Annotated in this window: 22 protein-coding genes; 12 read left to right on the top strand and 10 right to left on the bottom strand. The window is 58.5% G+C overall.

Annotated features, from left to right (window positions below):
- Positions 1–30 precede the first annotated feature (30 nt).
- From GE543_RS19860 to GE543_RS19845, 4 genes are all read left to right on the top strand, one after another.
- Complete coding sequence (locus GE543_RS19860; protein ID WP_153222207.1) at positions 31–1,011, top strand: SDR family oxidoreductase; 981 nt, start codon at positions 31–33, stop codon at positions 1,009–1,011.
- Positions 1,004–2,014, top strand: a complete 1,011-nt coding sequence (locus GE543_RS19855) for a glycosyltransferase family 4 protein (RefSeq protein ID WP_153222206.1) — start codon at positions 1,004–1,006, stop codon at positions 2,012–2,014. The genes GE543_RS19860 and GE543_RS19855 overlap by 8 nt, the downstream gene beginning before the upstream one ends.
- Positions 2,015–2,118: 104 nt before the next feature.
- Positions 2,119–4,113: a nucleoside-diphosphate sugar epimerase/dehydratase gene (locus GE543_RS19850; protein WP_003393786.1), complete on the top strand. Its 1,995-nt coding sequence runs from the start codon at positions 2,119–2,121 to the stop codon at positions 4,111–4,113.
- Between the two features lie 158 nt (positions 4,114–4,271).
- On the top strand, positions 4,272–4,634 hold the full coding sequence (locus GE543_RS19845; protein ID WP_003418099.1) for a helix-hairpin-helix domain-containing protein: 363 nt from the start codon (positions 4,272–4,274) through the stop codon (positions 4,632–4,634).
- Positions 4,635–4,737: 103 nt separating this feature from the next.
- Here GE543_RS19845 and GE543_RS19840 read toward each other — a convergent pair whose 3' ends face one another.
- Both GE543_RS19840 and GE543_RS19835 read right to left on the bottom strand, forming a co-directional pair.
- Positions 4,738–5,307 carry a TetR/AcrR family transcriptional regulator gene (locus GE543_RS19840; RefSeq protein ID WP_032699299.1) on the bottom strand — a complete coding sequence of 190 codons (570 nt, stop codon included), beginning with the start codon at positions 5,305–5,307 and terminating at the stop codon, positions 4,738–4,740.
- A 119-nt stretch (positions 5,308–5,426) separates the two neighbouring features.
- Positions 5,427–6,218, bottom strand: a complete 792-nt coding sequence (locus GE543_RS19835) for a TlpA disulfide reductase family protein (protein ID WP_153222205.1) — start codon at positions 6,216–6,218, stop codon at positions 5,427–5,429.
- 364 nt (positions 6,219–6,582) lie between these two features.
- Between GE543_RS19835 and GE543_RS19830 the strand changes: the two genes are divergently transcribed.
- Positions 6,583–7,860: an aromatic amino acid transport family protein gene (locus GE543_RS19830; RefSeq protein WP_003418093.1), complete on the top strand. Its 1,278-nt coding sequence runs from the start codon at positions 6,583–6,585 to the stop codon at positions 7,858–7,860.
- Between the two features lie 72 nt (positions 7,861–7,932).
- On the opposite strand, the gene GE543_RS19825 is transcribed toward GE543_RS19830, so the two are convergent.
- The 3 genes from GE543_RS19825 to GE543_RS19815 form a co-directional block, all read right to left on the bottom strand.
- Positions 7,933–8,139, bottom strand: coding sequence for a hypothetical protein (locus GE543_RS19825; protein ID WP_002554553.1), 207 nt, complete (start codon positions 8,137–8,139; stop codon positions 7,933–7,935).
- Between the two features lie 123 nt (positions 8,140–8,262).
- Positions 8,263–8,745: a transcription elongation factor GreAB gene (locus GE543_RS19820; protein WP_153222204.1), complete on the bottom strand. Its 483-nt coding sequence runs from the start codon at positions 8,743–8,745 to the stop codon at positions 8,263–8,265.
- A 3-nt stretch (positions 8,746–8,748) separates the two neighbouring features.
- Complete coding sequence (locus tag GE543_RS19815) at positions 8,749–9,147, bottom strand: hypothetical protein (protein WP_153222203.1); 399 nt, start codon at positions 9,145–9,147, stop codon at positions 8,749–8,751.
- 159 nt (positions 9,148–9,306) lie between these two features.
- On the opposite strand from GE543_RS19815, the gene earP reads away from it, so the two are divergent.
- Complete coding sequence (gene earP, locus GE543_RS19810) at positions 9,307–10,443, top strand: elongation factor P maturation arginine rhamnosyltransferase EarP (RefSeq protein WP_044312322.1); 1,137 nt, start codon at positions 9,307–9,309, stop codon at positions 10,441–10,443.
- 99 nt (positions 10,444–10,542) lie between these two features.
- Complete coding sequence (locus GE543_RS19805) at positions 10,543–11,112, top strand: elongation factor P (RefSeq protein WP_002554550.1); 570 nt, start codon at positions 10,543–10,545, stop codon at positions 11,110–11,112.
- Positions 11,113–11,214: 102 nt separating this feature from the next.
- Here GE543_RS19805 and GE543_RS19800 read toward each other — a convergent pair whose 3' ends face one another.
- Both GE543_RS19800 and GE543_RS19795 read right to left on the bottom strand, forming a co-directional pair.
- A complete protein-coding gene (locus tag GE543_RS19800; protein WP_003342698.1) occupies positions 11,215–11,634 on the bottom strand; it encodes an organic hydroperoxide resistance protein in 420 nt (139 codons plus the stop codon).
- Positions 11,635–11,846: 212 nt separating this feature from the next.
- A complete protein-coding gene (locus GE543_RS19795; RefSeq protein ID WP_004411150.1) occupies positions 11,847–12,320 on the bottom strand; it encodes a MarR family winged helix-turn-helix transcriptional regulator in 474 nt (157 codons plus the stop codon).
- A 188-nt stretch (positions 12,321–12,508) separates the two neighbouring features.
- Here GE543_RS19795 and GE543_RS19790 point away from each other — a divergent pair, with 188 nt between their 5' ends.
- On the top strand, positions 12,509–13,255 hold the full coding sequence (locus GE543_RS19790; protein ID WP_371927205.1) for a sulfite exporter TauE/SafE family protein: 747 nt from the start codon (positions 12,509–12,511) through the stop codon (positions 13,253–13,255).
- Here GE543_RS19790 and GE543_RS19785 read toward each other — a convergent pair.
- Complete coding sequence (locus GE543_RS19785; RefSeq protein ID WP_218161367.1) at positions 13,245–14,099, bottom strand: LysR substrate-binding domain-containing protein; 855 nt, start codon at positions 14,097–14,099, stop codon at positions 13,245–13,247. The two genes, GE543_RS19790 and GE543_RS19785, sit on opposite strands and share 11 nt — an antisense overlap.
- 94 nt (positions 14,100–14,193) lie before the next feature.
- On the opposite strand from GE543_RS19785, the gene GE543_RS19780 reads away from it, so the two are divergent.
- On the top strand, positions 14,194–14,427 hold the full coding sequence (locus tag GE543_RS19780) for a DUF1127 domain-containing protein (RefSeq protein ID WP_046236226.1): 234 nt from the start codon (positions 14,194–14,196) through the stop codon (positions 14,425–14,427).
- 27 nt (positions 14,428–14,454) lie between these two features.
- Here the strand turns inward: GE543_RS19780 and GE543_RS19775 are convergent, their stop codons facing one another.
- Positions 14,455–15,801 (bottom strand): class II 3-deoxy-7-phosphoheptulonate synthase, encoded by a 1,347-nt coding sequence (locus GE543_RS19775; protein WP_003418074.1) that lies wholly within the window; start codon positions 15,799–15,801, stop codon positions 14,455–14,457.
- A gap of 169 nt (positions 15,802–15,970) precedes the next feature.
- Here GE543_RS19775 and GE543_RS19770 point away from each other — a divergent pair, with 169 nt between their 5' ends.
- Both GE543_RS19770 and GE543_RS19760 read left to right on the top strand, forming a co-directional pair.
- Positions 15,971–16,732 carry a spermidine synthase gene (locus tag GE543_RS19770; RefSeq protein WP_003418072.1) on the top strand — a complete coding sequence of 254 codons (762 nt, stop codon included), beginning with the start codon at positions 15,971–15,973 and terminating at the stop codon, positions 16,730–16,732.
- A 420-nt stretch (positions 16,733–17,152) separates the two neighbouring features.
- Complete coding sequence (locus GE543_RS19760) at positions 17,153–18,859, top strand: DEAD/DEAH box helicase (RefSeq protein ID WP_172452258.1); 1,707 nt, start codon at positions 17,153–17,155, stop codon at positions 18,857–18,859.
- Positions 18,860–18,949: 90 nt separating this feature from the next.
- Here the strand turns inward: GE543_RS19760 and GE543_RS19755 are convergent, their stop codons facing one another.
- The gene (locus GE543_RS19755; protein WP_153222201.1) at positions 18,950–19,717 is read right to left on the bottom strand and encodes a class III extradiol ring-cleavage dioxygenase; all 768 of its coding nucleotides are present in this window, start codon (positions 19,715–19,717) and stop codon (positions 18,950–18,952) included.
- A 101-nt stretch (positions 19,718–19,818) separates the two neighbouring features.
- Here GE543_RS19755 and GE543_RS19750 point away from each other — a divergent pair, with 101 nt between their 5' ends.
- Positions 19,819–20,481 carry a thiopurine S-methyltransferase gene (locus GE543_RS19750; protein ID WP_153222200.1) on the top strand — a complete coding sequence of 221 codons (663 nt, stop codon included), beginning with the start codon at positions 19,819–19,821 and terminating at the stop codon, positions 20,479–20,481.
- Positions 20,482–20,774 lie beyond the last annotated feature (293 nt).

Raw genomic sequence — 20,774 nt, 5'->3', positions numbered from 1 at the left:
TATTTGGCCGATTTGGAAGGGCGTGTTTGTATGAGCGGTGATGTTGCATTGGTTGCAATAACAGGTGCGACAGGTTTCGTGGGCAGTGCCGTGGTTCGTCGGCTGATCGAGCGCACAGGCTTTGCTGTGAGGGTTGCAGTCCGGGGCGGTTATGTCGCTTCCAGTCCGCGCGTCGATGTTGTCAGCGCGCAATCATTGGCACCGGACAATCAATGGGCAAGTTTTGTAGCTGGCGCGCACGTGGTGATTCATTGTGCTGCCCGGGTTCATGTACTGAACGAGACCGCTGAAGCGCCGGATCAGGAATACTTCCGCGCCAACGTCACCGCAACGCTTAATCTGGCCGAGCAGGCCGCAGCAGCAGGCGTCAGACGCTTCATCTTTATCAGTTCCATCAAGGCCAATGGCGAGTCTACGCTTGCGGGTGCGCCATTCACGGCCAGCGACCCGTGCAATCCGCTGGATGCCTATGGTGTGTCAAAGCACAGGGCTGAAGAGGGCTTGCGCGAGTTGTCTGCCCGCACCGGTATGCAGGTGGTGATCATTCGACCGGTATTGGTCTATGGTCCGGGGGTCAAGGCCAACTTCAGAAGCATGATGCGCTGGCTGGACAAAGGGCTGCCGCTGCCGCTCGGGGCCATCGACAATCGCAGAAGCCTGGTGGCGGTGGATAACCTGGCAGACCTGGTGACGGTCTGTGTCGATCATCCCGCTGCGGCTGACCAGACGTTTCTGGTCAGTGACGGGGATGATCTGTCGACGTCCAGGCTGCTGCGCGAAATGGGCAAGGCCCTGGGCAAACCTGCCCGGCTGCTGCCGGTGCCGGCCGTACTGTTGAAGGCGGCTGCAGCACTGTTGGGCAAGAAAGCTTTTTCACAACGGCTGTGCAACTCGCTGCAGGTCGATATCAGTAAAACCTGTACGATGCTGGATTGGCATCCACCTGTGAGTATTGAACACGCCATGCAGGACACCGCTCGATACTATCTGGAACACGACAAGCATGATTGAGTGGCTGTCGGTAATCGCTATTGCCTTTCTGTCTCTGATTCTAACGGCGTTGCTGCGCAAGTATGCGCTCGCCAAAAGTCTGATCGACATTCCAAACGCCCGAAGTTCGCATTCCATACCCACGCCCAGAGGCGGCGGCGTTGCCATCGTCATTACTTTCATCATGGCGATGGCTGTGCTGGGGTGGGCCGGTTATCTGCCTTCCTCCGCGCTTGTCGCCATCGTCGGTTCGGGAGGCTTGGTGGCGGTGATCGGTTTCATGGACGATCACGGGCATATCGCCGCACGATGGCGTCTGCTGGGGCATTTTGCTGCGGCTGCCTGGGCCTTGTTCTGGCTGGACGGGCTTGCCCCGCTCGATGTCATGGGCTGGAGGGTCGACCTGGGGCTGCTCTGGCAGGTGCTCGCGTCGTTCTATCTGGTGTGGATGCTGAACCTCTACAACTTCATGGACGGAATAGACGGCATTGCCGGTATCGAGGCGGTCACGGTATGCCTGGGCATGAGCATTATCTATGCGCTGGGCGGCCACGCCGGGCTGTCCTGGGAGGTACTCATGCTGGGCGCTGCCGCAGCGGGTTTCCTCTACTGGAACTTCCCTCCGGCGAAGATATTCATGGGCGATGCGGGCAGTGGTTTCCTCGGCATAGTGCTCGGTGTGCTATCCATTCAGGGTTCCTGGGCCTCGCCTCAGTTATTCTGGTCCTGGTTGATTCTGCTGGGAGTGTTTATCGTCGACGCGACTGTAACCCTAGTGCGACGCCTGTTACGCAAGGAAAGGCTCTACGAGGCACATCGCAGCCATGCGTATCAGTTTGCGTCGCGTCATTACGGCAGGCATGTGCCGGTTACGCTTGCGGTGGGGTTGATCAATCTTGTCTGGTTGCTGCCCATTGCACTATGGGTTGCGCTGGGCGATGGAGAGGGGCTTATATGGGCGGTGATTGCTTACTGCCCGCTGATTCTGCTGGCGTTGAGGTTCCGCGCCGGCAAGGCAGAATAAGGTAACGAAGTGTTTTTCTGGTTGTCTCAGACACGTAGCTGTTTCACAGGTACCGATTTCAGGTCATGTTGCAACCGGTAGCATAACGGAGCATAAAAAAATTGATGAGCAGGTTGCGGACCAGATTACTGGCTCTACCACGCCGCAAAAAACGAATAATTCAGGTTGCTACCGACGTCTTCCTGGTCTGGCTGGCTCTGTGGATGGCGTTTGTCGTACGACTGGGTATCGATGAGCTGATCAATCCTCTCGAGAAGCACACGTGGCTGTTCATCAGTGCGCCCGTTGCGGCTATCCCGCTGTTCATCCGCTTCGGCATGTATCGCGCAGTGATGCGCTACTTCGGCAATGATGCGCTGATTGCCATCATCAAGGCCGTGACGATGTCGTCATTGATCCTTGGGTGCATGGTCTACGTTTACAGTAACCACCAGCAATTGGTACCGCGTTCGGTGATCTTCAACTACTGGTGGTTGAGCATGGTCATGATCGGTGGTCTGCGCCTGGCCATGCGGCAGTATTTTCTCGGCGACTGGTTCGCTGCGGCGCAGCACGTGCCTTTTGCCAAGAGCGACAACGGTTTGCAGAAGGTTGCCATTTACGGCGCCGGTGCAGCGGGCAACCAGTTGGTCGCCGCATTGCGCATGGGCCGCCTGATGCATCCGGTGGCATTCATCGATGATGATGAGTCGATTTCCAACCGGGTCATTTCCGGTCTTCAGGTCTACAAGCCGCGAAACATCCAGCGAATGATCGATTCCACGGGGGCTCAGGAAATCCTCCTGGCAATCCCGTCATCGTCGCGTGGGCGTCGTCGGGAAATCCTCGGTTTTCTGGAAGGCTTTCCGCTGCACGTACGAAGCGTTCCGGGCTTCATGGATCTGGCTGCTGGCAGGGTCAAGGTCGATGACCTTCAGGAAGTCGACATCGCAGACCTTCTGGGCCGCGACGCAGTCCCGGCTCGCGATAACCTGCTCGAGCACTGCATCAAGGGCAAGACGGTGCTGGTGACCGGCGCTGGCGGCTCGATCGGTTCCGAGCTGTGCCGACAGATACTGCTGCTGCAACCTACCCAATTACTGTTGCTGGACCATAGCGAGTTCAATCTCTACAGCATTCTTTCCGAGCTTGAACAGCGCTCGGCTCGCGAGTCACTCTCGGTGAAATTGCTGCCCATACTCGGTTCGGTACGCAATCACCCCAAGCTGCTGTCGATCATGAAAACCTGGAAGGTCGACACGGTCTATCACGCTGCGGCCTACAAGCATGTGCCAATGGTCGAGCACAATATTGCCGAAGGCGTGATCAACAATGTCGTGGGTACGCTCAATACTGCCCAGGCGGCGTTGCAGGCAGGGGTGTCCAACTTTGTCCTGATCTCTACCGACAAGGCGGTTCGCCCGACCAACGTGATGGGCAGCACCAAGCGCCTTGCCGAACTGATATTGCAGGCACTGAGCCGCGAAACCGCGCCAGTGATCTTCGGTGACAAGGCCAACGTCTATCAGGTCAACAAGACCCGCTTTACCATGGTTCGCTTTGGCAACGTGCTTGGCTCTTCCGGTTCGGTGATCCCGCTGTTCCACAAGCAGATCCAGTCAGGCGGGCCGCTGACGGTGACGCATCCGAAGATCACTCGCTATTTCATGACCATCCCCGAAGCCGCTCAGTTGGTCATTCAGGCGGGCTCCATGGGGCATGGCGGCGATGTCTTCGTTCTCGATATGGGTGAGCCGGTCAAGATCGTCGAACTGGCCGAGAAGATGATCCATCTGTCCGGACTGGCCATTCGCTCGGAGAAGAACCCACACGGTGATATCTCCATCGAGTTCACCGGGCTGCGTCCTGGGGAAAAACTCTATGAAGAGCTGTTGATCGGCGACAACGTGGTTGCCACCGAGCACCCGATGATCATGAGTGCAAACGAAGATTGCCTGCCGTGGGATGTATTGAAAGGCCGCCTGACAAAACTGCTGGATGCGGTCGACCGCGACGATTACACCAGCGTGCGTCAGTTGCTGCGCGAAACGGTAAATGGCTATACGCCAGAGGGTGAAATCGTTGACTGGATGTATCAGGAGCGCAGCGGCGAAACGTGATTTCATCAGTACTTCCGGGGCATCGGGCAGAGGCGGAAATACGTTGAACAATCTGGCAACAGGCAGCAACGCTCGACTTCTTTTCCAGAAGGGGACGCTGATCTAAGTTTCAGGCACAGCATGTGAATGCTGCCTTGAACTGCTATGGAGCTTTATCTATGCGAACCCCTATCTTCAGTGCCTTGATCTTTGCCTTGCTCACCAGTGCCTCGGTTGCGGTCAACGCCGCGCCTGCGTCTCAGCCCGCCATGGCAGAGCCCGCGATGTCCCATTCGCCGATGATGGAAGACACAGCGCCCGCTATGGCGCATGAGCAACGCAAGGACAGGGTCAATCTCAATACTGCCGATGCGCAGACACTTCAGAAAGAACTGGCGGGGATCGGCAAGAACAAGGCCGATGCCATTGTTGCTTACCGGGAAGCCAACGGCGAGTTCACATCGATTGATGAACTGATCGAAGTAAAGGGGATCGGCAAGGCCATCCTGGAGAGGAATCGCGAAAAGCTTGCAATCGACTGATCAGCGTTTCATCCGGTAAACACACAGGCCGATCAATGATCGGCCTGTGTGTTTATAAACTCTCACCAGGAAAGCTCACTGAGAAAGTATCTGTTCCAGAGGGTCAGTTGGTGCTCTTTTTTATCTCCTTTTTGAGATATTCGCGGGTCGTGTCCAGAATGCGCTGCGACAGCTCCTCGTCAAAAGCGCTGCGGGCGAGTGCCAGACCACCTACCAGTGCGGACAGCACCGGCAGGCTCTTGGACTCCAGTCCATTCTCCGCCAGGGGCTTGTCGAACTGCTCCAGCAGGTGAAGGATGATTTTATCCGTCGTCATGCTGGGCTGATCTCGCTGGCCCAGTTCCAGGCACATGGTCGGTAACGGGCACCCGCCGTCTTCCGCATCGCGACTGGCTATTGATAGATAGAGATCAATGAATTCACTGAGCGAGTCCTGCCTGGCGAAAACGTCGCTGGTGATTCCCTTTACATTGTCGAGGGCGTGACTCAATGCCTGTTCAACAAGATCATCCTTGGATTTGAAATGCGCGTAGAACCCGCCATGGGTCAAGCCAAGTGCCTTCATCAAAGGTTGCAAGCCCGTAGCACCAATGCCGTCACGACGGAAGCGCATGGACGCTTCCTTGACAATGCGTTGGTGCGTTTGGGCCTTATGATCAAGCGCGTAACGCATGCGCTGAGTCTCCGAGAGGGCCAATGTGTACGCGCATTTATACATGGATAGGTGAAACGATGCAGCAGGCTTTCGCTCGCAATGACAACTTCATCTCAATCAGGCAGGTGAATAGCTGACTATTTATCCAGATAATGAGTGAGGCTGGCGCTGGACAATTCGCCCAAATGACTGCCGATCAGGCGTCCATCCGGCCAATAGAAGAGAGTGGTTGGCAGCGCCGCCGAACCCACCTGGCGGGCGAACTCGCCGTCCGGATCCAGAAAGCTGTTGCTTAGCACCAATTGCTGTTTCGACAGGTAGTCGCTGACTTCTCCGGCGCTTTCGGCCTGATTGACGAACAGAAATGTAATGTCCTCGCGTTCCCGTTGCATATCGCGCAGCACTGGCATTTCGCGGCGACACGGAGGGCACCAGGTGGCCCACAGGTTGATGACCACTGGTTTGCCCCGGTAGTCGGAGACCCTGACCGGCTCGCCAGTCAGCGTCCGAAGGGTTGTATCAGGCAATGAATTGCCCTTTTGATAATGGTCCAGAATAAAACCGCCTGATACCCAGATCCCCAGTCCGATGCTGATTCCGAATGTCAGGGCGCGACGCTGTTCGGGGCGGCGCCAGCCGATGATAAGGCCGCCCAGCAGGGCGCAGATAACCCCGGGCCAGACCAGAAAGCCGCCGTCACGGATGTCCAGTGCCTTCCAGGGGGCGTCGCTGTACTGCGGGAAATAGGTCAGGACGAATGCGATACGTGCAGTAGCGATACCCAGAATGAAGAGTCCGAATACCGCAGTCTTTCTGGACAGGGTATGCCGGACAAGCCGTGCTTCTACCCAGGTGGCCGTTATCAAGGCGCCCAACAACAACAGGTGGGATATCGCGAGGGCGAACGGTCCGGCGTTGATGCTCAACATCGTTTTGGTCCTTGAAAGGTTTTTGCCGGGCGTACTGCACAGGCGCGGCATGATATCGCTGCTGCCCCTCCAGGAAAAATGCAGAACTGTTCCCGGATGTTAGGCCGTGTGGGCGGCTGGATTGAGCCCGTAAGCTGTTGAAACACTAATTCCTCGACAATAGGTCGACCGCCCTCCAGGCCTTTGTACAAAGGGCGTGCGCTCGAATGCCAGCATGCGCTGCAGAAACTATTGTCCTACAAGCCTTTGACTTCTGCCGTCAATCCCGGAGAATCTCGCCCGCTGTTTTCGAGGGGGGCGCTGAACTGCCGATTTTTTCGATGCGTTTCCCTTTTTGATAAACCGGCCACGGAGAGTCGACCGGATGAATGATCAGGCTAATGGCGTCGTAGAACGTCTGGATGTAGCTCCCGAGAGCATCGCGTCGTGGAATCGTAATGACACCACCTGGATGCTTGGATTGTTCGGTACCGCCATCGGTGCGGGTACCCTGTTTTTGCCAATCAACGCGGGTATTGGTGGTTTCTGGCCATTGATGGCGCTGGCACTGCTGGCGTTTCCCATGACGTTCTACGCTCACCGCGGTTTGACGCGCTTCGTGCTCTCAGGGCGTGAAGGTGCCGACATTACCGATGTGGTCGAAGAGCATTTCGGCAAGAGTGCGGGCGCGATGATCACCTTGCTGTATTTCTTCGCCATCTTCCCGATCCTGCTGATCTACAGCGTGGCCCTGACCAATACCGTGGGCAGTTTTCTTGAGCACCAGCTGCACATCACGCCACCGCCGCGCGCCGCACTGGCGTTTGTGCTGATCATGGGGCTGCTGGCCGTGGTGCGTTGTGGCGAGCGGTTCATCGTCAAGGCCATGAGCCTGATGGTTTATCCGTTCATCGTCGCACTGTTGTTCCTGGCGATATTCCTCATCCCGCACTGGACCGGCGGCATTCTGAGCACCGCTACTACGTTCCCTGAGCTATCGGCGTTCATACCCACGCTGTGGCTGGCCATTCCGGTGATGGTGTTCTCTTTCAACCACACACCGATCATTTCTGCGTTTGCCGTCGATCAGAAGCGTCAGTATGGCGAAAACGCGGAAGTACGCAGTTCGCAGATTCTGGCCCGTGCCCACGGTCTGATGGTCGTGATGGTGCTGTTCTTCGTGTTCAGTTGCGTGTTGACCCTGTCGCCTGTCCAGCTGGCCGAGGCCAAGGCGCAGAACATCTCGATCCTGTCCTACCTGGCCAACCACTTCAACAACCCGACCATCGCCTTTGTCGCACCGCTGATTGCGTTCGTGGCCATTTCCAAGTCGTTTCTCGGCCACTACATCGGTGCCAGCGAGGGCTTGAAAGGCCTGGTTCTGAAGGCAGGTCGTCGTCCTGCACCCAAGGCGCTGGATCGCATGACGGCGGCGTTCATGCTGGTGGTGTGCTGGCTGGTGGCAACGCTCAACCCAAGCATCCTGGGCATGATCGAAACCCTGGGCGGGCCGGTGATTTCGGCTTTGCTGTTCCTGATGCCGATGTACGCCATCCACAAGGTACCGGCCATGCGTAAATACGCTGGCGCGTGGTCCAACTACTTTGTGGTGGCCGCCGGTGTGGTGGCGATTTCAGCACTGGTCTTTTCGCTGATCCGCTGAAGCCAGCAAGCGAAACCTCGCAGTCTGCGCCGATTTAACGGCGCAGACTGCGATGAGGTCATGCGATCGTGATCAGTCCACTGGCTCGGGATACAACGGCCTGGACAAGTGCATGATGCTCGCATAGTCGTAAACGTACTGCCGTCCCGCATGGCTGGTCGAACGCAGTTGGTCGATCAGTTGTCGTTCTTTCTTGTTCAAGTATCTCAACGCCGGATCTTGGCTGGACTTCAGGCGATCACGTTCATGGGCGTCAGGGAATGCGATGACGTTCGTCATGAAAAATCTCCTTGGGTTTTAGTCCTTGTTTGCTTTGATGTTGCCCCGGTTGCGGTGTTGATGGCGACGGTTCACCTTACCCACAAAAACTTGATGCGATCAACCCTGCAGATGCCAGGTATGTCACAACGTTTGTGTGATCTCGTAGGATTGTCGACTGCCGTTGATGACAATCTGTACAGCATCGTCTTCGAATTTGCCCAGCAGGCTCTGCCCGAGCGGGGCTCTGGCAGTAATGACGGTGACCATCTGATCGCCTGCACTGACCTTCAGGCCGGCAGCATCCGGGCCGAGAAACAGATAATGTGTCTGCCCGCCAACATCCTCGACGACCACCAGATCACCGGTCTGAATGCCTCGCGATTCATCGAATGGCTTGAGCGACCATTTCCGATAAAGCGTCAGCGACTGACGAATCTCCTCGACGCGGCGTGCCTGGCCAGCGGCCAGATAGGACGCCTCCAGCCCTAGCGTGTCGTACTTGTTCTCGGCGATGTTCTCTTCATGCGTAGCCGTTTCGTAGGCGGTCTGCGCCGCTCGTTCTGCGATGTCCAGATCAATGTTCAGTTTGTCGATGATCCGTTGCAGTACATCCTGTTTGTTCATGGTTTATCCGCAGTACTGATCAATGCTGGCACGGCTTTTTTCGCTCGGTGCAGTGCGATCCTGCTGTATCCAGAAATCACACTTCGAGCGGTTGAAGGTGCGCTGTTGTTGCTCCTGCGCCTGTTCGCGCGCCTGACGGGCCTCGCTTTCACGCAGGCTTTGCTCATATTTGCGAAACATCTCGGTCTCCGGCGCAGACGGGGAAGCGGCCTTTTGCGCGGGCGGGGCGGTCAACTGTGCGGCGGCATTGTCCAGCGCCTGGGTCTGAGCCGGTGGCAGGCTTTTGTAATAGAGCAGGGCGGTCAGAAACACCGCCAGGGCGCCCAGCCAGATGCCCAGCGCAATGCACACGATCAATTTCAACGACACGTACAGGTCGCGACGGCGGGTAGGGAATGACATGGCTGAACTCCTTGCAGGCCAACAGATGTGATTGTGCCATGCCTGATGGTCAGGCATGAAAACTGTGCCGCCTGTTTGTCCGGCAGCATCAGGCTGGTGACAACGTGCCGTTCTGAACGACAATCAGCGTTTTTTGCCATCCAGCCTCAGGGAGCCAGAATGAAAGCCTCGTGGGACATTTTTTGCAGCGTAGTCGACAACTACGGTGATGCGGGCGTGACCTGGCGTCTGGCGCGCCAGCTGGTTGCCGAGCATGGCCTGCAGGTGCGTTTATGGATCGATGATCTGTCAGCCTTCGTTCGCTTGTGCCCCGCAGCCGATCCTCAGGCCCGGCAACAATGGCAAGAGGGCGTGAGCGTCTGCCAGTGGCCGACCGAATGGCTGAACACCGATATTCCTGATGGGGTCATCGAAGCGTTCGCCTGCCGCCTGCCGACGCGCTACACCGAAGCGATGCTGCAGCGTTCGCCAAGGCCGCTATGGCTGAACCTCGATTACCTCAGCGCCGAGGACTGGGTGTCTGGCTGCCACGGCCTGCCATCGCCACAGTCGAACGGTTTGAAGAAGTTCTTTTTCTTCCCGGGTTTTTCCGACGCTACGGGTGGCCTGTTGCGCGAAAAAAACCTCATCGAGCAGCGCCAGGCGTTTAAGCAAAACAGCGCGGCAAGGCAAGCCTTCCTGAGCGGGTTGGGTATCGAAGCGTTGGCCGGTGCGCGCCTGATCTCGGTATTTGCTTATGAAAATGCCGCGCTCGGCAGTTGGCTCGATGCCCTGGCCAGCGACAGCCGGCCGACGCATCTTCTGGTGCCAGAGGGACGCATCCTCGGCGACCTGCAGCGTTGGCTGGGCACCGAAGACCCGCTGCGCGCCGGGTTCATTCAGGCCAACGGCGGGCTGACGGTTCAGGTCCTGCCGTTCATCCGTCAGGAGCTTTACGACCAACTGCTCTGGAGCTGCGATTTCAACATCGTGCGCGGCGAGGACTCGTTCGTGCGTGCGCAGTGGGCGGGGCGGCCGATGCTCTGGCACATCTACCAGCAGGAAGACGACGCGCATCTGCCCAAGCTCGATGCGTTTTTAACGCTCTATCTCGCGGGTCTTTCGCCCGCGGTCGCGCAGGCGTTGAATCAGTTCTGGCAGCGCTGGAATGTCGGCGGCGACCTTGGCGAGTGCTGGGCTGCGCTGGCAGAACACTGGCCGCAGATCGAGCGACATGCCGAACACTGGTGCCAGCAACAAGCCGCACAGACTGATCTTGCCACGGCGCTGGTGCAGTTTTATGTAAATTCGCTATGATACGCGGCCTTGATACAAGGCTCTGTACGAAAAAGGCCTGCGCAGGTTGTTTCTCGTACAGAGCCTTTGGTTAATTCCATCCAAATTCGGATATATGCAATGAAAACTGGTAAAGAGCTGAAACCCGGTACCGTGATCCGTCTCGAAAACGATCCTTGGCTGGTTCAGAAAGCTGAATTCACCAAATCCGGTCGTAACAGCGCGATCATGAAGACCAAGCTGAAAAACCTGCTGACCGGTTACAAGACCGAGATCGTTTACAGCGCCGACGACAAGCTGGACGACGTGATCCTGGATCGCAAGGAAGCCACCCTGTCTTTCATCAGCGGTGACACCTACACGTTCATGGACACCACTGACTACACCATGTACGAGCTGAACGCCGAAGACATCGAAAGCGTTCTGCCTTTCGTCGAAGAAGGCATGACCGACGTCTGCGAAGCCGTGTTCTTCGAAGACCGTCTGGTTTCCGTAGAGCTGCCGACCACTATCGTGCGTCAGGTCGACTACACCGAAGGCTCCGCTCGTGGCGACACGTCGGGCAAGGTCATGAAGCCTGCCAAACTGAAAAACGGCACCGAGCTGAGTGTTGCTGACTTCATCGAAATCGGCGACATGATCGAGATCGATACCCGTGAAGGCGGTTCCTACAAAGGCCGTGCGAAGTAAGCATGGTTTTGTAACCCCGTTACGCAAAAAACCCGCATCGCTGCGGGTTTTTTTGTGCCTGAGATTCTTGCCAGGCAGCCGTCACTCAGACGCCAGACGGGTTCAGACTGTTACATGCAGGCGCACATCAACGTTACCGCGAGTGGCGTTGGAGTAAGGGCAGACCACGTGAGCGGCATCGACCAGTTGCTGGGCGTCGGCTTGCTCCAGGCCTGGCAGGCTGACATGCAGGTCGATGTCCAGACCGAAACCGCCCGGGATCTGGCCGATGCCTACGTGGGCGGTGATCGAGGTGTCTGCCGGAATGCTGCGTTTGCTCTGACCGGCCACGAACTTCAATGCACCGATGAAGCAGGCCGAATAACCGGCAGCGAACAGCTGCTCAGGGTTAGTGGCTGCGCCGCCAGCACCGCCGAGTTCTTTCGGGGTCGCCAGCTTGACGTCGAGAATCTTGTCGTCGGAAACAGCACGACCATCACGGCCGCCGGTGGCGGTTGCAACTGCGGTGTAAAGAGTGTCCATGATCTTGCCTCGTTCAATGAAGGTTTGATTGCGCTAAATACTTGCGCGCTAACTAATCGCAAAGCAAAGGTAGTCCAAGAATAGTTTGCGCGCAAGCTAATTTTGTAAAAAGGTCGAGGGTGGTCGCTGGAGGGCGAGGTAACAGGCCTGGAGGGCCTGCCAGACCTCACACTGGGTGGCCGGGCATGGCGAGAGTGGGGTGACGCCTTTTCCTAGAGGCTATGGTGCAGGTGCTCGCGCAGCTTCAGCAATTGAGCTTGCAGGTCGCGAAGCTTTTCAATGGTCAGCCCGCTCGACGAAAGAACACAGCCAGGTACGGTCAAGGCCTTTTGCTGCAATTCGCGGCCCTGCGCGGTGAGGTGGAGCAGCACCACCCGCTCGTCTTCCTTGCTGCGCGTACGGCTGATGAAGCCCTCGCCTTCGAGGCGCTTGAGCAAGGGCGTCAATGAACCCGGATCGGTGAGCAGGCGAGTGCTGACGTCGCCGACGGTGAGCCCGTCCCTTTCCCACAGCACCATCATCGCCAGATACTGCGGATAGGTCAGCCCGAGAGCCTGCAATAGCGGCTTGTAAACCTTGGTCATCATCAACGAGGTGGAATACAGGGCGAAACACAATTGGTTATCCAGCAGCAGCGAATCGCAATCGGCAGGTGCGGAGCGGGTCGGGCTTTCGTCGGCACTCATATCAGGTCCTCAAACTCGGTCGGATGAGTTTAACTTAGTGTTGCACTCTTTAATGCGCCAGATAATTTCGCTCATTCGCGCTCAAGGCGCCGGGATCGTGCGTGACGCGTGAAAAAAACGCCGTCATCGGGTGTCGGTCCAGAGCAGGACTGCGTAGCATTTGGTGATTGACCGGGTGGGGACGCAGTGTGATTGAAATTGTGATGTTTGTGTTGCTGGGTGCAGCGATGGGCACCCTGGGAGGGTTGTTCGGTATCGGTGGTGGTCTTGTGGCAATTCCCGCACTCGGGGTGCTGTTCGGTCTGGATCAGCAACTCGCTCAAGGGACCGCCTTGTTGATGGTCCTGCCCAATGTGTTGCTCGCTTTGTGGCGTTACAACCAGCGCAACCGGATTCTGCTGCGTAATGCGCTGATGTTGATCATCCCCAGTTTCATTTTTGCCTGGTTGACCTCTCTGCTGGCGGTCCGCGTCGACCCGCAGGGCATGCGCCTGGGCTTCGTCGGTTTTCTGGTGGTGCTGACCGTATTCAATGTTGCGCAAATGTATTGGCGCAGCAAGCAGGTCGCTGGCGGATTGCGTCATGAAAAATGGCTATGGCTGCTGGGCGTCGGATCCGGCGTGACCGGTGGTCTGTTTGGCGTTGGCGGCGGGGTCGTGGCGACGCCGATCCTTACCAGTGTCTTCGGCACGACTCAGGTCGTGGCCCAAGGGCTGGCGCTGTCCCTGGCGGCACCGAGCACCGGCATCACGCTGGTCACCTATGCACTGCACGATCACGTCAATTGGTCGATGGGCATTCCGCTGGCCATCGGCGGCCTGGCCAGCATCAGCTGGGGCGTGAAGCTGGCGCATTCGTTGCCGGAGCGAACCCTGCGCCTGATGTTCTGCGTATTTCTGGTGCTTTGTGCGGTCATTCTCGCGCTCAAGGTTTGAAGCCGGCGATGATGTAATCGGCCATGCATTCGGTGATGGGCGAGGGATTTCCAGACTTGCGTAGCAGGACGATGCTGGCGGTTGGCAGCTGTGGCAATTGTTCCGCCTCGCCGAGGATACGCAAATCCGCTGTGGCCAGGCTCTGGAACTGCGCGGTGACTGCCAGGCCCGCGCTGACCACTGCAGTGATCGCCGCCATGCTCGAGCTGCTGTAGGCGATGCGGTAATCACGCCCGACGCCGTCCAGCGCGTTGCACGCCCAGTCACGACAGAAGCAGTGGGTGTTGAACATCGCCAGCGGAATAGGCGTTTGCTCATGCGGGGCAAAGCCGATGGCCTCCATCCACATCAGACGTTCCTGACGCAGCAGTGTGCCGATCTCGGTGCCGGGCTTGCGCGTGACAATGGTCAGATCCAGGTCGTGACGTTGCAGCAGAAGGTCCGATGGCTCGCAATGCACTTCCACCTGAACCAGCGGATACGCCTGGGCGAACTGCGCCAGAATGCCGGGCAGGAAGCGCATCACGTAATCATCCGGCGAGCCGATTTTTACCACGCCGATCATGTGCGGCTCGCGCAAGGTGTTGAACACCTCGCTGTGCAGCTTGAGGATTCGTCGCGCGTAACCGAGCAGCACCTGGCCCTCGGCAGTCAGGTTCAGCACCCGACCTTCACGCTGAAACAGCGGGCGCTGCACGACATCTTCTTCCAGACGCTTCATCTGCATGCTGACCGCCGACTGAGTGCGGTTGACGGCTTCGCCTGCACGGGTGAAACCACCGTGATCGGCAATCGCCACGAAGGTGCGCAACAGTTCGGTATCAATGCTCGGGTAGGTGGCCAATACATCAATCTCCCAGATGGAAGGCATAACGAACATTCGTTGGATTGATCCTACGCCCGAAGCGAGACTTCAGTCATCCCACAAGGAGGGCAAGATGATGAAAGGTCAGAAACAATGCGTAGGTGTGGAAGGAGCTGATGGGTATTTGCAGGCGGGCACGGTGTTCATAGCGCTGAAGCGTCATCTGCAGCGCTGGCTGGAGCTGCACCGCCAGCGTCACTTGCTGGCGCAAATGAGTGACGGAACACTGAAGGATCTGGGCTTGAGCCGCGCGGATATTCAGCAGGAAGCCGAGCGTCCGTTCTGGGACGACCCGCTCAAGCATTGAGCGGGCAGTTGCTCCGGGTTTTCCTGTTTAGCGCCTGACCTGCTTGAGGGTCTCGGCAATCAGGAAGGCCAGTTCCAGTGACTGATCGGCGTTCATGCGTGGGTCACAGTGCGTGTGATAGCGATCCGAAAGGCCGTCTTCAGTAATCGGACGGGCACCACCGATGCATTCGGTGACGTTCTGTCCGGTCATTTCGATATGGATGCCGCCCGCATAAGTGCCCTCGGCTTGATGCACCTGAAAGAACTGCTTCACTTCGCCAAGAATCTGCGCGAAATCGCGGGTCTTGTAGCCACTGCTGGCCTTGATCGTGTTGCCGTGCATCGGGTCCGAGCTCCACAGCACCTTGCGGCCTTCGCGCTCGACGGCGCGGATCAGCTGCGGCAAGTGATCACCCACCTTGTTGGCGCCCATGCGCGCGATCAGGTTAAGGCGGCCCGGGTCGTTGTCCGGGTTGAGGATGTCGATCAGGCGAATCAGGTCGTCGGTATTCATGCTCGGGCCGACCTTGACGCCGATCGGGTTGTTGACCCCGCGCAGGAACTCGACATGCGCGCCGTCCAACTGACGGGTGCGGTCGCCGATCCACAGCATGTGCGCCGAGCAATCGTAGTAATCGTTGGTCAGGCTGTCGCGTCGCACGAAAGCTTCTTCGTAATTGAGCAGCAGCGCTTCGTGGGCGGTGAAAAAGCTGGTTTCGCGCAATTGCGGCGAGCTGTCCATGCCGCAGGCGCGCATGAACGCCAAGGTTTCATCGATACGCCCGGCCAGCTGGCTGTATTTTTCGGCGAGCGCCGAGTTGGCGATGAAGTCCAGGTTCCATTTGTGGACCTGATGCAAGTCGGCGAAACCGCCCTGAGCGAAGGCGCGCAGCAGGTTCAGGGTGGCGGTGGACTGGTTATAGGCCTGCAGCAGGCGCTCCGGGTCCGGTACACGGCTCTTCTCGTCGAACCCGATGCCGTTGACGATATCGCCGCGGTACGCCGGGAGCGTCACGCCGTCGATGATTTCGTCGTTGGCCGAGCGTGGCTTGGCAAATTGCCCGGCCATACGTCCGACTTTCACCACCGGGCAGCCGGCGGCAAACGTCATCACGATTGCCATCTGCAGCAGAACCTTGAACGTATCGCGAATCTTGGCGGCGGAAAACTCCATGAAGCTTTCCGCGCAGTCGCCGCCCTGTAGCAGGAACGCACGCCCCTGGGTCACTTCGGCAAACTGACGGCGCAACTCCCGGGCCTCGCCGGCGAACACCAGCGGCGGGTAGCTGGCCAGCGTTTGTTCAACCCTGTGCAGGTGCTCGGCATCAGGGTAGTGAGGTTGCTGCTGAATCGGCAGTGCCCGCCAGCTGTCGGGGCTCCAGGGTTGGCTCATTATTGGCTCTAGAGTTGTGCAATCGGATCGGCATGTTAGCAGTTCGCCGTTGCTCTGCCAGTCTGGTGCGGACCATTGGAGCGACGCCGTGCGCCACAACGTGTGACAAAGCCGTGCGCTTGCCCGACAATTCGTATTTTGCGCTCGGCGCAGACAACCAGGAACGGTGATGACGGAAGAGCGTGAGCGCGTAGAGCGAATCCTGGCCGAGGTCCACGACGACTTCGGCATGATTCGCGTGCTGGAAGTGGAGGATTACCGTTTTCTGGAGTTTGGCGATGCCATCGAGCAAAGCTGCACCTTTACAGCCGATCCGAGCTGGCTGGAGTACGACTACACCCGGGCGATGCTGATCGGCGCGCTGTGCCATGACGCGCCGGAAAGCGCACTGTTTCTAGGGCTGGGGGCCGGCACGCTGACCCAGGCCTGCATGAAGTTCCTGCCCCTCGAGGACGTGGAAGTCATCGAGCTGCGCCCGGATGTGCCGCGTCTGGCCATGGAGTTCATGGGGCTCGACGACGATCCGCGTCTGTATATCCGTATCGGCGATGCGCTGGACCTGCTGGACAGCGCCGAGCCTGCCGATCTGATCTTTGTCGACCTGTACACCGATGTCGGGCCGGGCGTCGGGCACCTGGCCTGGAATTTCCTGCAGAGCTGTCAGCAGCGGCTGAATCCGGGCGGCTGGCTGATCATCAATCAATGGGCCACCGACGACGGCAAGCCGCTGGGGGCCGCCTTGCTGCGTGGCTTGTACCATCGCCATTACTGGGAGCTGCCGGTGAAGGAGGGCAACGTCATCCTGCTCGTGCCGGCCGACCTGGATCAGACGCTGGATATCGACGCGTTGAGCGGACGAGCCGAGGCACTTGCGCCGCATCTGGGTTACTCGCTGGCGTCGCTGATCAAGGCTATTCGTTCTGCCACCTGAGCAGGTGACAGCTGAGTCGATTGTGCTGAAAACGAGGTGGGACAATTCGCCACACCTCGAAGGCCGGAATGCCGGTCATGTGCAAGAATAGATTAAACGTTTAAGCGGTAATGCCCGCAATCTCGGGCCCGCGCCCTGATCGGGCGGCCTTCTGCCCGGACTCAGGGCCTGCCGCCGCTCAAAAATGGCGCAATGTTTCGTAAAAAAAGACTCACCAAGGTGCGTATTTCCGGTATAGTGCGCGCCGGCCTTAACACGGCCCTCGTCAAGGTATTGCAGTTCCCCGAAGCCAGCTTCGGTTGCTTGTTCGCACAACGGACTAGCCTGGACGATCCATTCATCAAACGTTTTCGCAAATCCCCGCCGACAAAGCAGCCAGGGTGACCTCAAGGTCGTACACGGCACGCGCAGCTTTGAAGCATGGGTCTTTGCGGATGCACTAGAGGCAGACCCATGACCCAGGAAATCGGCGGCTTCGCCGCTCTCGAACTTCATCCAAATATCGTTGCAGCAGTCGTCGCCACTGGCTACGAAGAGCCTTCGGCCATTCAGCAGCAATCGATCCCGATTATTCTCGCCGGTCACGACATGATTGGTCAGGCGCAAACCGGTACGGGTAAAACCGCCGCGTTCGCACTGCCTATCCTGCATCGTATCGACCCGAGCAAGCGCGAGCCGCAAGCACTGATCCTGGCCCCGACCCGCGAACTGGCACTTCAGGTTGCCACCGCGTTCGAGACCTACGCAAAACAAATGCCGGGCGTGACCGTTGTAGCGGTCTACGGCGGCGCGCCGATGGGCCCTCAGCTCAAGGCTATCCGTAATGGCGCACAGATCGTCGTCGCTACCCCGGGCCGTCTCTGCGACCACCTGCGTCGTGACGAGAAAGTCCTGGCGACCGTGAACCACCTGGTTCTCGACGAAGCGGACGAAATGCTCAAGCTGGGCTTCATGGACGACCTCGAAGTCATCTTCAAGGCCATGCCTGAAACCCGCCAGACCGTACTGTTCTCGGCCACGCTGCCACAGTCGATCCGTGCCATCGCCGAACGCCATCTGCGCGATCCGAAGCACGTCAAGATCCAGACCAAGACCCAGACCGTTACCGCGATCGAGCAGGCTCACCTGCTGGTTCACGCTGACCAGAAGACCTCGGCCGTACTGAGCCTGCTGGAAGTCGAAGACTTCGACGCCCTGATCATGTTCGTCCGCACCAAGCAGGCCACCCTGGATCTGGCCAGCGCTCTTGAAGCCAAAGGCTACAAGGCTGCTGCACTGAACGGCGACATCGCCCAGAACCAGCGCGAGCGCGTTATCGAATCCCTCAAGGATGGCCGTCTGGACATCGTTGTGGCGACCGACGTTGCTGCCCGTGGTCTTGACGTTCCGCGTATCACCCACGTATTCAACGTGGACATGCCTTACGATCCAGAGTCCTACGTTCACCGTATCGGCCGTACCGGTCGTGCCGGTCGCGAAGGTCGCGCCCTGCTGCTGGTGACGCCTCGTGAGCGCCGCATGCTGCAAGTGATCGAGCGTGTTACCGGTCAGAAGGTTGCGGAAGTCCGCCTGCCGGATGCCCAGGCCGTTCTGGATGCGCGCATCAAGAAACTGACCAACAGCCTGTCGCCGCTGGTCGCTGATGCCGAGTCGACTCACGGTGATCTGCTCGATCGTCTGACTGCCGACATCGGCTGCAGCCCTCGCGCTCTTGCCGCTGCACTGCTGCGCAAGGCTACCAACGGTCAGGCACTGACCCTGGCAGCCATCGAGCGCGAGCGTCCACTGGTTCCGAACAACGCCCCGCGCGGTGATCGTCCAGAGCGCAGCAGCGACCGTGGTGACCGTCCTGAGCGTGAGCGTCGTGCGCCGGTTCCATTGGCCGAAGGTCGTGCTCGTTGCCGTACCGCGCTGGGTGCGCGTGATGGTATCGCTGCCAAGAACCTGCTGGGTGCCATTCTCAACGAAGGCGGCCTGGCCCGCGAAGCGATCGGCCGTATCCAGGTTCGTGACAGCTTCAGCCTGGTCGAACTGCCGGAAGATGGTCTTGAGCGTCTGCTGACCAAGCTCAAGGACACCCGTGTTGCTGGCAAGCAGCTCAAGCTGCGTCGCTATCGCGAAGACTGATCGGCTCTTGAGCTGATCGGCCAATAAAAAATCCCCGACTGGTTCGGGGATTTTTTTGCCTTGAATTCGGGCAGGTTGGCGCTATTGGCTTCACCCGAACCGATAGATATCCATCCCGAGCGCGCCCATGGTGAAGCCCTGATGGGCAATGCCGAAGACACCGCCAGCGCCGCGTGCGAAATACAGCGGCAGCAGGTGCTCGTCACTGGGGTGCGCTCGAATCGCGTGAGGAGCGAGGCTGCGGTAGTCGTGCAGTGCGGCTTCGTCGTCGTTTTGCAGCTTGTCGATCATCCAGTCGCGAAACGCGGCAGCCCAAGGCTTGATACTGTCGGGGCCGGCGTTCCAGTCAAGGTCACGCAGGTTATGCGTGATGCTGCCTGAACCGATGATCAGCACACCCTGTTCACGCAAGCTGGCCAGTGCCCGGCCCACGCGGGTCTGCAATTGCGGCCCCTGGCGGCTGGGCAGCGAAACCTGCACCACCGGAATATCGGCGTCCGGGTACATCAGCGACAACGGCACCCAGACGCCGTGGTCGAACGGGCGTCTGCTGTCGATGCGTGCAGGCAGGTCGCTGGCGGCAAGCAGATCAACCACCGTGCGCGTCAATTCCGGCAGCCCTTGCGCCGGGTACTTCACTGCAAACAATTCGGCTGGAAAGCCGCCGAAGTCATGCCATGTCTCGGGTTGTGGGTTGCCGTTGACGATCAGTTCATGGCTTTCCCAATGGGCAGAGACCATCACGATGGCGCGAGGCCGTGGCAGGCTGGCAGCCAGTCGCTTCAGAGCCGGGCCGCTGTCACCGGGTTCCAGCGCCAGCATGGGGGAGCCATGGGAAATAAACAGGCTGGGGAACATTTAAAGCTCCAGAATAGTGGGATGACTCATAGTCGGTCATTTTTATGATCTAAATCTAATATAAGTTCTGGCGCTTTTTTATCGAATTTTCAGGAGGTTTCATGCAGGCGGATTTTTGGCTGCAGCGCTGGAGTGCCGGGCAGATCGGCTTTCATCAGTCCGAGGTCAATCAGGACCTGCAGCAATATTGGTCCTCGTTGAGGGTTGCGCCAGGGGCGCGGGTTCTGGTGCCGTTATGTGGCAAGAGCCAGGACATGAGCTGGCTGAGGGGGCAGGGGTATCACGTGGTGGGCGCCGAGCTTTCCGAGGCGGCGGTAGAGCGCTATTTCACCGAGCGTGATGAGCAGCCGCATATCACGTCGCAGGGCGACTTCAAGGTCTATGCAGCGCCGGGTATCGAAATCTGGTGCGGTGATTTCTTCGCCCTGACTGTGCGCGATATCGGTCATTGCGCGGCGTTTTACGACCGCGCCGCGCTGATCGCCTTGCCAGCGGACATGCGTGAACGCTATGTGCGGCACCTTGAAGCGCTGATGCCGCAAGCGTGCGGCGGTTTACTGATTACCCTGGAATACGACCAGACCCTGCTCGAAGGCCCGCCATTCTCCGTCCCGCACACATGGCTGCAGAGGGTCATGTCAGGGAACTGGGAGGTCACCAAGGTAGGTGGGCAGGATACGCTGCACAGCAGTGCCAAGGGGTTGAGGGCCGGATTGGAGCGTATGGATGAGCATGTTTATGTGTTGGAGCGTCAATCGCGCTGAGTGGGTCCTGAATCTCTATGAATCGCAGAACCGTTTGACACCCTGCGTCACACATCTTCAGTCTGGCGAGACAGCGCGCGTAAACCAGACTCAGGCTTTAAGGGTGCCTGCATTTCGTACAGTCTGAATCAGGCGTCAGCGCTCCAATATGTGACGCGGAGCGTCACGAACTGCATGCCGACACAGAGCATCGGCACGATAATTAAAGCGAGGTGTCTGTTCCGGCCCCTTCGCGAGCAAGCTCGCTCCCACAGGTCTTCGATCACTCGGCCAATTGCGCGCTCAGCGCCATA

Source organism: Pseudomonas sp. SZ57 (genome assembly GCF_009495975.1).
In the GTDB taxonomy this organism is placed as follows: domain Bacteria; phylum Pseudomonadota; class Gammaproteobacteria; order Pseudomonadales; family Pseudomonadaceae; genus Aquipseudomonas; species Aquipseudomonas syringae.
Note: the sequence above shows the minus strand (reverse complement) of the source record. Positions and strands in the feature narration are given on the sequence as shown.